The 13,093-nt window shown below is 71.1% G+C and carries 10 protein-coding genes; 4 read left to right on the top strand and 6 right to left on the bottom strand.

The annotated features are described in order from the left end of the window. Window positions 1–177: 177 nt before the first annotated feature. From SXIM_RS22995 to SXIM_RS22980, 4 genes are all read left to right on the top strand, one after another. Window positions 178–1,392 (top strand): thiolase family protein, encoded by a 1,215-nt coding sequence (locus SXIM_RS22995; protein WP_046725023.1) that lies wholly within the window; start codon window positions 178–180, stop codon window positions 1,390–1,392. Window positions 1,393–1,477: 85 nt separating this feature from the next. After that, window positions 1,478–3,616: a 3-hydroxyacyl-CoA dehydrogenase NAD-binding domain-containing protein gene (locus SXIM_RS22990; RefSeq protein ID WP_046725022.1), complete on the top strand. Its 2,139-nt coding sequence runs from the start codon at window positions 1,478–1,480 to the stop codon at window positions 3,614–3,616. Between the two features lie 96 nt (window positions 3,617–3,712). Further along, window positions 3,713–4,645: an LCP family protein gene (locus SXIM_RS22985; protein WP_053116280.1), complete on the top strand. Its 933-nt coding sequence runs from the start codon at window positions 3,713–3,715 to the stop codon at window positions 4,643–4,645. A 311-nt stretch (window positions 4,646–4,956) separates the two neighbouring features. Next, window positions 4,957–5,370: a VOC family protein gene (locus SXIM_RS22980; protein WP_030730460.1), complete on the top strand. Its 414-nt coding sequence runs from the start codon at window positions 4,957–4,959 to the stop codon at window positions 5,368–5,370. Between the two features lie 78 nt (window positions 5,371–5,448). On the opposite strand, the gene dxs is transcribed toward SXIM_RS22980, so the two are convergent. The 6 genes from dxs to SXIM_RS22950 all read right to left on the bottom strand — a co-directional run bounded on the left by dxs (window position 5,449) and on the right by SXIM_RS22950 (window position 13,084). Then, window positions 5,449–7,353 carry a 1-deoxy-D-xylulose-5-phosphate synthase gene (dxs, locus tag SXIM_RS22975; RefSeq protein WP_030730458.1) on the bottom strand — a complete coding sequence of 635 codons (1,905 nt, stop codon included), beginning with the start codon at window positions 7,351–7,353 and terminating at the stop codon, window positions 5,449–5,451. A gap of 184 nt (window positions 7,354–7,537) precedes the next feature. Next, window positions 7,538–8,764 (bottom strand): sugar ABC transporter permease, encoded by a 1,227-nt coding sequence (locus SXIM_RS22970; protein ID WP_030730457.1) that lies wholly within the window; start codon window positions 8,762–8,764, stop codon window positions 7,538–7,540. After that, entirely contained in the window at window positions 8,761–9,567 is an 807-nt protein-coding gene (locus SXIM_RS22965; RefSeq protein ID WP_030730454.1) for an ATP-binding cassette domain-containing protein, read from the bottom strand. Before SXIM_RS22965 ends, SXIM_RS22970 begins: the two co-directional genes overlap by 4 nt. 78 nt (window positions 9,568–9,645) lie before the next feature. Next, on the bottom strand, window positions 9,646–10,761 hold the full coding sequence (locus SXIM_RS22960; protein ID WP_046725021.1) for a substrate-binding domain-containing protein: 1,116 nt from the start codon (window positions 10,759–10,761) through the stop codon (window positions 9,646–9,648). 215 nt (window positions 10,762–10,976) lie between these two features. Further along, window positions 10,977–12,149, bottom strand: a complete 1,173-nt coding sequence (locus SXIM_RS22955) for an ROK family transcriptional regulator (RefSeq protein ID WP_030730449.1) — start codon at window positions 12,147–12,149, stop codon at window positions 10,977–10,979. Window positions 12,150–12,223: 74 nt separating this feature from the next. Further along, a complete protein-coding gene (locus SXIM_RS22950; protein ID WP_046725855.1) occupies window positions 12,224–13,084 on the bottom strand; it encodes a carbohydrate ABC transporter permease in 861 nt (286 codons plus the stop codon). Window positions 13,085–13,093: the final 9 nt, after the last annotated feature.

Here is a 13,093-nt window from a genome sequence, read left to right as displayed (position 1 = left end):
CGACCCCGCGCTTCCCGGGGATCGCGGATTCCGTGGGCATTGAGGTGCGGATCGCCCTTGCCAGGCAGTTACCCACGAGTAGCATGGATGGTGGACCGCACACTCCCGCCGGGGCACGTCGCCGAGCCCCGTACTGGCTGACCCCGGCCGGGATCCCACGCGTGGAGGAGAGCCAACGTGCCCCGTACCGTCAGGGATGTCGTCTTCGTCGACGGCGTCCGCACCCCGTTCGGCAAGGCGGGCCCGAAAGGGATCTACCACGAGACCCGCGCCGATGACCTGGTGATCAAGTGCATCAGGGAACTGCTGCGGCGCAACCCAGGACTGCCGCCCGAGCGGGTGGAGGAGGTGGCGATCGCCGCCACCACGCAGATCGGCGACCAGGGGCTGACGCTGGGCCGCAGCGCCGCGATCCTGGCCGGGCTTCCCTCGTCCGTACCCGGCTACTCGATCGACCGCATGTGCGCGGGCGCGATGACGGCGGTGACCACGGCGGCCGGGGCGATCGCGTTCGGCTCCGCCGACGTGGCGGTGGCCGGCGGCGTGGAGCACATGGGCCGGCACCCGATGGGTGAGGGCGTGGACCCCAACCCGCGGTTCGTCTCCGAGCGGCTGGTCGACGAGTCGGCGCTGTTCATGGGCATGACGGCGGAGAACCTGCACGACCGCTTCCCGCACCTCACCAGGGCGCGGGCGGACGAGTACGCGGTGCGCAGCCAGGAGAAGGCGGCCAAGGCGTACGCGGACGGAAAGATCCAGGACTCCCTGGTGCCGGTCTCGGTACGCCGCACCAGCCCGGAGGGCGGCGAGCTGGGCTGGGGCCTGGCCACCGAGGACGAGCCGATGCGCCCGGGCACCACGCTGGAGGGGCTGGCCGGGCTCAAGACGCCGTTCCGCCCGCACGGCCGGGTCACCGCGGGCAACTCGGCGGGCCTGAACGACGGGGCGACCGCCTCGCTGCTGGCCGACGAGGACACCGCGCGGGAGCTGGGGCTGACCACGCGGATGCGGCTGGTGTCGTACGCCTTCGCCGGGGTGGAGCCCGAGGTGATGGGCGTGGGCCCGGTCCCGGCGACCGAGAAGGCGCTGGCCGGGGCGGGCCTGTCCATCGATGACATCGGGCTGTTCGAGGTCAACGAGGCGTTCGCGGTGCAGGTGCTGGCGCTGCTGGACCACTTCGGGATCGCGGACGACGACCCGCGGGTCAATCAGTACGGCGGGGCGATCGCCTACGGTCATCCGCTGGCGTCCTCGGGCGTCCGGCTGATGAACCAGCTCGCCCGGCAGTTCGAGGACCAGCCGCAGGTCCGGTACGGGCTGACCACCATGTGTGTGGGGCTCGGCATGGGCGGCACCGTGATCTGGGAGAACCCGCTGTGGGGGGTTGAGTGAGCGCCGCACGCCGGGCCGACCGGAGTCGGACGACAGACATGCCGTACCTCCGCCCGGCGGGCGGAGCAGCGAACAGGGAGATGCAGTGAGCACCACCGTCGGCACGTCCGAACTGCTGCAGGGCGCCGCGGAGCGGTTCCCGGGTGAAGTGGTCACCCAGGCGCAGGTACGTCATCTGGATCTGCCGTCGAACGGCGGCAGGTTCGCGCTGATCACGCTCGACAACGGCTTCGACCACAAGAAGCCCACCACCTTCGGGCCGCGTTCGCTGGCGAACATCGACGCGGCCATCGACCAGGTCGCGGCGGAGGCCGCCGACGGCTCGATCGTGGGGGTCGGTATCACCGGCAAGCCGTTCGTGTTCGCGGTGGGCGCCGACCTCAAGGGCGTGAGCGAGCTGCGCACCCACGAGGAGGCGCTGGCGATCGGACGCGGCGGACACGAAGTGTTCAAGCGGCTGTCCGCGCTGCCGGTGCCGACCTTCACCTACTACAACGGCGCCGCGATGGGCGGCGGGGTCGAGATCGGGCTGCACTGCACCTACCGCACGGTCTCCCGCTCGATCGGCGCGTTCGCGCTGCCCGAGGTGTTCCTCGGTCTGGTGCCCGGCTGGGGCGGCTGCACGCTGCTGCCGCAGCTGATCGGCGCCGAGCGGGCCGTCTCGGTGATCATCGGCAACGCCCTCAACCAGAACCGGCAGCTGAAGGGCCCCCAGGTCCACGAGCTGGGGATCGCGGACGCCCTGTTCGACGCGGCGGACTTCCTGGAGCAGTCGCTGGTGTGGACCTCGGCGGTGCTGCGCGGCGAGCTGGTGGTGGCGCGCCAGGAGCCGGACCGCGGCGAGGCCTGGGACGAGGCGGTGGCGGGGGGCCGGGCGCTGGCCGACTCCAAGGTGCACGGGGCGGCACCCGCCGCCTACCGGGCGCTGGACATCATCGACCAGGTGCGCGACGGCGACATCGCCGCCGGGTTCGACGCCGAGGACCGGGCGCTGGCCGACCTCATCCAGGGCGACGAGCTGCGCAGCGGGATCTACGCCTTCAACCTGGTGCAGGGCCGCGCCAAGCGCCCGGCCGGGGCACCGGACAAGTCGCTCGCCCGGCCGGTCACCAAGGTCGGCGTGGTGGGTGCGGGGCTGATGGCCTCGCAGCTCGCGCTGCTGTTCGCCCGCCGTCTCGAGGTGCCGGTGGTGCTCACCGACATTGACCAGGAGCGGGTGGACAAGGGTGTCGGCTGGGTGCACGAGCAGATCGACATGCTGCTGCTCAAGGGCCGGATCAAGCAGGATCGGGCGAACCGGCTGAAGGCCTCGGTCACCGGATCGCTGGACAAGGCCGCCGCCTTCGCGGACGCGGACTTCGTCATCGAGGCGGTCTTCGAGGAGATGGGCCTCAAGCAGCGGGTGTTCGCGGAGCTGGAGGCGGTGGTGCCGCCGCACGCGATCCTGGCCACCAACACCTCCTCGCTGTCGGTCACCGAGATGGCCGCCAAGCTGGAGCACCCCGAGCGGGTGGTGGGCTTCCACTTCTTCAACCCGGTCGCCATCCTGCCGCTGCTGGAGATCGTGCGGGCGGAGCGTACCGATGACGCGGCGCTGGCGACGGCGTTCGCGGTCAGCCGGAAGCTGAAGAAGACCTCGGTGCTGGTGAAGGACGCGCCGGCGTTCGTGGTGAACCGCATCCTGACCCGGTTCATGGGTGAGGTGCTGCGGGCGATCGACGAGGGCACCGAGGTGACGGTGGCCGACCGGGCGCTGGCGCCGCTGGGGCTGCCGATGTCGCCCATCGAGCTGCTGGAGCTGGTGGGCCCCGCGGTGGCGCACCATGTGGCGGGCACCCTGGAGCGGGCGTATCCGGACCGGTTCACGGTCTCGGCGAACCTGGGCCGGGTGGTGGAGGCCGGGAAGAAGACCTTCTACCGCCACGAGTCGGGCAGCCCCGAGCTGGACCCGGAGGTGCTGGCCCTGTTCGAGGTGGCCGACACGGCGCTGACGGAGGAGCAGGTACGGGACCGGGCGCTGGACGCCATCGCCGAGGAGATCGGGCTGATGCTCGACGAGGGCGTGGTGGCCGAGCCGCAGGACATCGATCTGTGCCTGATCACGGGTGCGGGCTGGCCGTTCCACCTGGGCGGCATCACCCCCTACCTGGACCGGGCCGGGGTGTCCGAGCGGGTGCTGGGGCGGCGGCTGCTGCCCCGGGGCGTGGCCTCGGTACCGCAGTAGCGGGAACGTGGGGGCGCCCGGCGGTCTGCGGACCGGCCGGGCGCCTTCGCGCGTGGGGCCTGGCAATCCGGCGAGCCGGACATATCATCGGTTGACATGCCATATCTCACGTTCCGTCTGTCGCGCAGGCTGCGTCACATCCTCGGCTGGTCCCTGGCCGGGCTGCTGGTGGTCGCCGCAGGCACGGGGTTCTGGCTCTACCGCCAGATCAACGGCAATCTGCGCAGTGTCGACATCAACGCCGAGCTCGGCGAACAGGACCGGCCGCAGCCCGACCCGGAACAGCCCGCCCAGGACGTCCTCGTGCTCAGCACGGACTCCGAGGCCGGCCAGCAGTCCGCCATGGTGGTGCACCTGCCCGACGACGGCGGCGCGGTCACCGTCGTCGCCCTGCCGGGCGACGCCCGGGTCCCCCAGCCGCACTGCGCCGGAACGGACGGAGAGGCGGCCGGCGGGGAACTGGCGTTCGGGGACATCTACGCACGCGGCGGCCCCAGCTGCGTGGTCCGCAGCGTCGAGAAAATGAGCGACATCCGGATGGACCACTACCTGGAAGTCGATTTCGCGCGCTTCGGCCAGCTCGCCGACGCGGTCGGCGGAGTGACGCTCACCCTCCCCGAGCCGGTGTACGCGGCGGACGGCGGCCTCGTCCTCGACAGCGGCACCCACACCCTCAGCGGCGCGCAGGCGCTGGAGGCGGCGCGCGCCGCGCAGCCGGCCGAGGGCGATCCGGAGCTGCGCGAACGGATGCTGCTCGCGCTGCTCACCGAGGTCGACTCCGAGGGCATGCTCTCCAGCCCCGCCAAGCTCTACCGGCTGGCGGACGCCGCCACCAAATCGCTGACCACCGACGCGGAGCTGGGCTCGCTCACCGACCTGCTGGACTTCGCCCAGCGGCTGAGCGGGGCGAACACCGGCGAGCTGCGGACCGTCGCCCTGCCCGCCCCAGGCGCGGCGGCCGACAGCGTGTGGGAGGCGCTGCGCACGGGGGCCCCGGTGGAGGAGGACCCCGCCGGACAGGCGCCGTAACACCGGCGCCCCGTGTCGGAGAATCCGTCCCGGCGAACGTCGGCGGCGGGTGACGCGGGGTCGAACGGGGCCGAACGCTGATTGCGGGACCGGCTGCGGGGTACCCGCCGCCGGCGACCGGGGTGCTGGCCCTCCCAGGCGACCGCCCGCACCGTGGCCCCGGGTCGGACCGGCGCGGGGTCCCGGCCGGTCCCGGGAGGGCGGCCAGAATTCCCCCGCCGCGCGGCGATGAGTTCCGCGCTCCGCTCGGGTCTGTACTCACGAGGGGGCCGCACCGCGGCACCGACCGTACGATTCAGGAGGCAACGGCCATGGCCAACACGAACATCTTCGTCAATCTCCCGGTCCAGGATCTCGACCGCTCCAAGGAGTTCTACAGCCGGCTCGGCTTCACCCAGAACGAGCAGTTCTCGGACGAGAACGCCGCCTGCTTCGTGATCGAGGAGAACAGCATCTACGTGATGCTGCTGGTCAAGCCGTTCTTCGCGAAGTTCACCGACAAGGAGCTCGCGGACACCGAGCGGACCGCGGCGGTGATCACCGCGCTGTCGGCCGACACCCGGCAGGGGGTGGACGACCTGGCCGACCGGGCGCTGGCGGCCGGCGGGAAGCACTCGAAGGACCCGATGGAGGAGGGCCCGATGTACGGGCGCAGCTTCCAGGACCCCGACGGTCACCTGTGGGAGGTCATGTGGATGGACCCGGCGGCCCTGCAGAACGGCTGACCGGTTCACCCGCGACGGGGGGCGGGAGGCTCGCGGTGGGCAGTCCGGCCAGGGACGACCGCGAGCCTCCCGAACAGCTCAGGCCCCGGCCCCGGCCGGGTCGTAACGGCCGTCCACGCGCGCCACCAGGCCGGTGACCTGCCGGGCGATGTCCGGGCCGGTCAGCCCGATCTCGGCCAGGATCTCCTTGCGGGAGGCGTGGTCCAGGAAACGCTCGGGGATGCCGAAGTCGCGCAGCGGGATGTCCACGTCGGCGTCGCGCAGCGCCTGCGCGATCGCCGAACCGACACCCGCCGAGCGGCTGTTGTCCTCGACCGTGACGACCACCCGGTGCTCGGCCGCCAGGCCGGGCAGCGCCGCGTCCACCGGCTTCACCCAGCGCGGGTCGACCACGGTGGAGGTGATGCCCTGCTGCTCCAGCAGCGCCGCCGCCTCCAGGGCGACGGGGGCCAGCGCGCCGATGGACACCAGCAGCACATCGGGGCGGTCGGTGCCCGCGTGCCGCAGCACGTCCATGCCGCCGACGGTGCCCACGGCGGGCACGTTCTTGCCGACCGAGCCCTTGGAGTAACGGACCACGGTGGGCGCGTCGGAGACCTGCACCGCCTCGCGCAGCTGGCGGCGCACCTCCTCGGCGTCGCGCGGGGCGGCGATCCGCAGCCCGGGCACCACCTGGAGGATCGACATGTCCCACATGCCGTTGTGCGAACCGCCGTCGGTGCCGGTGACCCCGGCGCGGTCCAGCACGAAGGTGACCCCGAGCTTGTGCAGCGCCACGTCCATCAGCAGCTGGTCGAAGGCGCGGTTCAGGAAGGTCGCGTACACGGCAAACACCGGGTGCAGTCCGCCGGTGGCCAGGCCGGCGGCGGAGACCGCGGCGTGCTGCTCGGCGATGCCGACGTCGAAGACCCGGTCCGGGAACTCCTCGGCGAACGCCTGGAGGCCGACGGGGCGCAGCATCGCGGCGGTGATGGCCACGATGTCCTCGCGCTCGCGGCCGAGCTTGACGATCTCCTCGCCGAAGACGGAGGTCCAGTCGGCGCCGGGGGCGGCCACCGGCAGGCCGGTGTCGGGGTGGATGACGCCCACCGCGTGGAACTGGTCGGCCTCGTCGTCACGGGCGGGCTGGTAGCCGCGGCCCTTCTCGGTGATGCAGTGCACGATCACCGGGCCGCCGAACCGCTTGGCGCTCTTGAGGGCCGATTCCAGCGCGGCGATGTCGTGGCCGTCGATGGGGCCGACGTACTTCAGGCCGAGGTCCTCGAACATGCCCTGCGGGGCGATGACGTCCTTGAGGCCCTTCTTGGCGCCGTGCAGCGTGTCGTACAGCGGCTTGCCGACCACCGGGGTGCGGTTGAGCATCTCCTTGCCACGGGCCAGGAAGCGCTCGTAGCCCTCGGTGGTGCGCAGCGTGGCGAGGTGGTTGGCGAGGCCGCCGATGGTCGGGGAGTACGAGCGTTCGTTGTCGTTGACGACGATGACCAGCGGGCGGTCCTGGGCGGAGGCGATGTTGTTCAGCGCCTCCCAGGCCATGCCGCCGGTGAGCGCCCCGTCGCCGGTGACGGCCACCACGTGCTGGTCGCGGCCGCGCAGCTCGTTGGCCTTGGCCAGGCCGTCCGCCCAGCCCAGCACCGTGGAGGCGTGGCTGTTCTCGATGATGTCGTGCGGGGACTCCTCGCGCGAGGGGTAGCCCGACAGACCGCCCTTGGCGCGCAGCCGGGAGAAGTCCTGGCGGCCGGTGAGCAGTTTGTGCACGTAGGACTGGTGCCCCGTGTCGAACAGGATCGAGTCCGCCGGCGAGTCGAAGACCCGGTGCAGCGCGATGGTGAGTTCCACGACGCCCAGGTTGGGGCCGAGGTGACCGCCGGTTCTGGCGACGGACTCGATGAGGAAGGTGCGGATCTCCTGGGCCAGCTGGTCCAGCTGCTCGGGAGTGAGCCCGTCCAGATCGCGCGGTCCCGTCAGACGGGTCAGCAGCGCCACCGTTCCTCCTAGCTGTCGAGCGTTCGACGGTCCGGCCTGATGCCGGTACGTCAAGCAGTTTATGGCCCCCTGCCCGCAGGCAGGGGTCTCAGTATGCGAGATACGTCACCGGGCCCCGGGGGTGATCGTCCAGGGGGCGTACCGACCGCGCAGAGCCCGGTGATGATCCGCTCACCTTACGGCGTCAGGTGCGCCCCGCGGTGCGCTGGGTGCGCCGGGACACCGAGTCGAGCACCACCGCCAGCAGCAGCACCGCGCCGGTGATCATGTACTGGATCTCCGCGGCCATGCCCAGCAGGTTCAGTCCGGTGGTGATGGACTGGATCACCAGGGTGCCCAGCAGGGCCGACCACACCCAGCCGCGACCGCCGAAGAGGCTGGTGCCGCCGATGACGGCGGCGGCGATGACGTTCATCAGGAGATTGCCCGAGCCCAGGGACTTGGAAGCGCCGCCGGCCTGCGCCGCCCAGAACAAACCGCCGAGAGCGGCCAGTGAGCTGGCGATGGTGAAGACGGTCATCCGGACCCGGACGACGTTGATGCCGGCCCGGCGGGCGGCCTCGGCGTTGCCGCCGACCGCGTAGATCTGCCGGCCGTAGGTGGTGTGCCGCAGCACGAAGTGGCCGGCGAACAGGATGCCCAGGAAGATCACCAGGGCCAGCGGCAGGCCGCGGTGCTGGTTGAGGGTGTACGCGACGGTGAAGGAGGCCAGTGCCACCAGCCCCCCGCGCAGCACGATCTCGGCGACCGGGCGGGTGGCCAGGGCGGCGCGCTCGCGGCGGCGTTCGGTGCGCAGCAGGGCCAGGACGTAGCCGGCGGTGATCAGCGCGGCGAGCCCGTACGCGAAGGCGATGTCCGAGAAGTAGTGGGTGGTGAAGTCGCGCACCAGGGAGTCGCGCGGGATGTTGATGGTGCCCTCGTTGCCCATCACCCAGATCTGCAGGCCGCTCCAGCCGAGGAAGCCGGCGAGGGTGACGACGAACGCGGGGACGCCGATCTTGGCGAAGAAGAAGCCGTGGAGGGTGCCGACAGCGGCACCGGCCGCGATGGCCAGGGCGATGGCGAGCAGGTCGTTCACGCCGTGGGTGACGGACAGGACCGCCCACAGGGCGGCGGACAGGCCGGCCATGGAGCCGATGGACAGATCGATCTCACCCAGCAGCAGCACCAGCACGATGCCGACCGCCATGATGCCGGGGCCCGCGATGTAGACGGAGATGTTGCTGAGGTTGCCGGGGGTGAGGAAGGTGCCGGTCTGGATCTCGAAGACGACGGCGATGATGACGAGGCCGACGACGACGGGCAGTGAGCCGAGTTCGCCGCCGCTGATCCGGCGGCGGAACTCGGTGAGGTAGCCGGCCAGGCCGCGTTCGCGCACCAGCAGCCGGGGGTCGGGGGCGGGCTCGGTCATGACTGTTCCTCCTGCGGCCGCTCGTCCGGCTCGGGCGTGGCGAGGCGGTCGCGGCGGCGGCTGACCGCGTTGTCGGCGGCGCCGGTGATGGCGGCGATGATCGTCTCGTGCGAGGTGCCGGACACCGGGAAGACCCCGTTGTTGCGGCCCAGGCGCAGCACCGCCACCCGGTCGGCGACGGCCTGGACATCGGCCATGTTGTGGCTGATGAGGATGACGGCGAGGCCGCGTTCGCGCAGCCGCTCCACCAGATCCAGGACCTGGGCGGTCTGTTCGACGCCGAGGGCGGCGGTGGGCTCGTCCAGGATGACCACCTCGGGCGAACCGATCAGAGCCCGGGCGATGGCGACCACCTGGCGCTGGCCACCCGACAGGGAGGCGACCGGGATCCGTACCGAGGGGATGCGGATGGAGAGGGTGTCCAGCAGTTCGCGGGAGCGCTGCTCCATGGTGACGTGGTCGAGCGTCCCGTGGCGGCGGATCTCGCGGCCCAGGAAGAGGTTGGCGACCACATCGAGGTTGTCGCACAGCGCCAGGTCCTGGTAGACGGTGGCGATGCCGAGTTCCTGGGCGTCGTGCGGCCGGGCGATCCGCACCGGCTCGCCGCGGAAGTGGATGGCACCGGAGTCGATGGGGTGCACCCCGGCGATGGTCTTGACGAGCGTGGACTTTCCGGCACCGTTGTCGCCCACCAGGGCGGTCACCTCGCCGGGGCGTATCTCCAGATCGACGTCGGTGAGCGCCTGTACGGCGCCGAACCGCTTGGAGACACCGCGCAACTCCAGTACGGGGGCGGCGGTCATGTGAGGGTCGTTCTCCTTGGTGATGGGGCCGGGCGCGGGTGCGGCCCGGCCCCGGGGGTGGGGGTGAGGCGGGAACGGTCAGCCGATGCCGGCGGCGGCGCAGGCGTCGGCGTAGTCCCCGGTGCAGATGGCCTCGGGGGTGTAGAACCCGTCCGCGATGACCGTGTCGTTGATGTTCTCGACCGTGACGGTGACCGGGGTCAGCAGCGCGCTGGGAACGCCCTCGGTGGTGGGCGAGTCGATGGCGTCCGGAGTGAGGTCGGAGAAGTCCTCGCCGCGCAGCACCCGGACCGCGATCTCGGCGGTCAGCTCGCCCTGCGGGACGAGCGCCTTGTAGATGGTGAAGGTCTGCTCACCGGCGATGATCCGCTGGAGGCCCGCGAGTTCGGCGTCCTGGCCGCCGACCACGAGGTCGTGCAGGTTGGCGGCGTGCAGGGCGGTGATGATGCCGGCCGCCATGCCGTCGTTGGCGGAGTACACCGCGTCGATGGCGTCGCCGCCCAGGGACTCCACGGCGCCGGTCACGTCCTCGTTCGCCAGGGCGGCGTCCCAGCCGTCCACGTCCGACTCGTAGACGATGTCCACGACCCCGTGCAGGACCTCGTGGGCGCCCGCCTTGAACATGGCGGCGTTGGGGTCGGTGGGCGAGCCGTTGATCATCACCACGCCGGCGCCCTCGGCGTCGTCGCCCAGCGCCTCGATGAGCGCCTGGCCCTGGAGCCGGCCGACCTCGAAGTTGTCGTAGGAGACATAGGCGGCCACGTCGCCCTCGGCGAGCCGGTCGTAGGCCACCACGGGAACGTCCTGGGCGGCGGCCTCCTCCACCCACGAGGCGGTGCTCGCGGAGTCCACCGCGTCCAGGATGATCACGTCGACGCCCTGGGTGAGCATCGCGTCGAACTGCTGCTTCTGGAGCGCCGTGTCCTCGTTGGCGTTGTTGTACTGGACCTTGCAGTCCGGACACAGCTCGGCGATCTTGCCCTCGATGGACGGCCGGTCGAAGGACTCGTAGCGGGTGGTGGAGTTCTCCGGCAGCAGCAGTCCGATGGTGCCGGACTCCTTGCCCTCCCCGCCGCCCTTGCCGTCGCCGTCGCTGGAGCCACCGCCGCCGCCCGCTTCGCCGCAGGCGGTCAGGGCCGCCGCAAGACCGAGGGACACGATGCCCACGGCTATCGGGCGCAACTGCATACGCATGATGTTCTCGCCTCCTGTCCCGGCTGCCACGGTGCGGCCGGTGTCGGCGACAGAGATAACTCCGCGAATTCGCCGCCGTCAATACTTAAAACAGGCATCTCGCAAAACGATACGGATTCGCCGTCCGGCCCGCGGGCGTGCTTTCAAGAGGTGAACACGGCTTGCCCGTTCGGGCGATTTTCCGGCCTTCTTCTGTGGTTTTCCGGACCGCTTTCTCAGCGGTCCACCAATGCCGCGTCGCCCACTTCGCTCAGCGCCAGGGCCAGCGCGCCGAGGACTTCCGCGCGCCCGCCGAGCGCGCCGGGGACGAGAGTGAGGTTACGGGCGGCGGAGGGGATCGAGTAGCGGCTGACCGAATCGCGGATCGGGGTGAGCGCGACCTCGCCCGCCTCGGCCAGATCGCCGCCGAGCACGACGCGGGAGGGGTTGAGGAGGTTGCACAGATGGGCGACGCCCGAGCCGATGTGGCGGCCGATGTCGGCGACCACCCGGCGGCAGCCCGGATCTCCCTCGCGGGCCAGCTGCACCACCCGGCGCATCGTCAGATCGGGGCCGTGACTGGCGTGCAGCAGCGGCAGGACGTGGCGGGCGGCGGTGAAGGTCTCCAGGCAGCCCCGGTTGCCGCAGCGGCACACCGGGCCCGATTCGTCCAGCGTGATGTGGCCTATCTCCCCGGCGGTGCCACCGGGGCCCCGGTAGATGCGGCCGTCCATGACCAGCCCGGCGCCGACCCCGGAGGCCACCTTGATGTAGGCGAGGTCGTCGCAGCCGCGCCCGGAGCCCCACACGAGTTCGCCGAGCGCGCCGAGGTTGGCGTCGTTGTCGACATGGACCGGTACGCCGGTCCTGGCGGCGAGTTCCTCGCGCGGGTTGGTGCCACGCCAGCCCGGCAGGATGGCGGTGGAGCCCAGGATGCCGGTGGCCACGTCGATGGGCCCGGGCACGCCCAGACCCATGCCGAGGATCTTGGCCCGGTCCACCCCGGCGGTGCCCAGCAGCCGGGCAACCAGCTTCTCGGCCCGGTCGAAGCCCTCGGCGGCGGAGGCGTCCACGTCGAAGGGCTCGGCCTCCTCGGCGAGCACCTGGTGGGAGAGGTTGCCCACGGCCACCCGCAGATGCGAGTGGCCGAAGTCGATGCCCACCACGATGCCGGCGTCGGCGGCCAGCGAGACGCTGCGGGCGCGACGGCCGCCCGCCGAGGTGGTGCTGCGCACCTCGACGTGCCCGCCGTCCTTCAGTTCCCGCACGATGTTCGACACGGTGGCCGCCGACAGTCCCGTGGTCCGGGCGATGTCCGCCTGGGTCAGGGCTCCGGCGGTGCGCACCGCGCGCACCACCCGTTCCAGGTTGGCACGGTGCAGTGACGACTGCGACCCCGGAGTCTGCACGGCTCACGCTCCCCTTGTCTCACCGCCCGCGTACACTATTTGACCGCATGCGGGGCCGGAGGGGAAGCGGCCGGTTACCGCACGGCTCCGGCGGTGAGGCCGGACTGCACCTGCCGCTGGAAGGTCACGTAGACCACCAGGACCGGCAGCATCGCCATCGAGACCCCCGCGTACAGGGCTCCCCAGTCGCCCTCGTACTGCTGTTGCACCATCAGGGCGGCCAGGCCCTGCGGGAGCACCGCGTCCTCCGGGGAGCCGATGTTGAGCACCTTGGGCAGCACGAACTGGTTCCACTGACCGAGGAAGTTGAAGATCCCGATGCTGATCAGCCCCGGTCTGGCCATCGGCATCATGATCTGGAAGAAGATCCGGGTGTGGGAGGCGCCGTCCAGCAGGGCCGCCTCCTGGACGGCGCCGGGCAGGGTACGGAAGAAGGACACCAGAAAGAAGACGGTGAACGGGAGGGAATAGGCGATATAGACCAGGATCAGGCCCTGCCGCGTGTTCAGCAGTCCGAAATTGTCGAGGACGAAGAACAGCGGCACCAGGGCGAGAAAGACGGGGAACATCAGGCCGCCGGTGAACAGCAGATGCACCGCCCGGTTGCCGCGGAAGTCGTAGCGGGCGATCACATAGGCGGCCATCGCGCCCAGCAGCATGGTGCCGGTGAGCGAACCGGAGAGGATGATCAGCGAATTGAGGGTGTAGCGGCCGATGTTGGCGGTGGTCCAGGCGTTGGTGAAATTCTCCCAGTCCAGCGCGGTGGGCCACCCGAAGGGGTCGGAGACGATGTCCACGTGCGGGCGGAAGGCCGCCAGCAGCACCCAGATGAGCGGGCCGGCCGCCAGCAGGGTCCACAGCACCAGGAAGGAGTGGGCGAAGACATTGAGCGCCCCGCCCTCGGCGCGGCGGGTGTCGCCGCGGGTTCGGCTCATGGTCTTGGG

The sequence above is a fragment of the Streptomyces xiamenensis genome (genome assembly GCF_000993785.3).
Lineage (GTDB): Bacteria > Actinomycetota > Actinomycetes > Streptomycetales > Streptomycetaceae > Streptomyces > Streptomyces xiamenensis.
This window is presented reverse-complemented; position numbering and strand designations above follow the sequence as displayed.

Coding starts and splice junctions, on each gene's coding strand:
- SXIM_RS22985 (WP_053116280.1), top strand. CDS start 3,713: ATGCCATATCTCACGTTCCGTCTGTCGCGCAGGCTGCGTCACATCCTC.
- SXIM_RS22980 (WP_030730460.1), top strand. CDS start 4,957: ATGGCCAACACGAACATCTTCGTCAATCTCCCGGTCCAGGATCTCGAC.
- SXIM_RS22970 (WP_030730457.1), bottom strand. CDS start 8,764: ATGACCGAGCCCGCCCCCGACCCCCGGCTGCTGGTGCGCGAACGCGGC.
- SXIM_RS22965 (WP_030730454.1), bottom strand. CDS start 9,567: ATGACCGCCGCCCCCGTACTGGAGTTGCGCGGTGTCTCCAAGCGGTTC.
- SXIM_RS22960 (WP_046725021.1), bottom strand. CDS start 10,761: ATGCGTATGCAGTTGCGCCCGATAGCCGTGGGCATCGTGTCCCTCGGT.
- SXIM_RS22950 (WP_046725855.1), bottom strand. CDS start 13,084: ATGAGCCGAACCCGCGGCGACACCCGCCGCGCCGAGGGCGGGGCGCTC.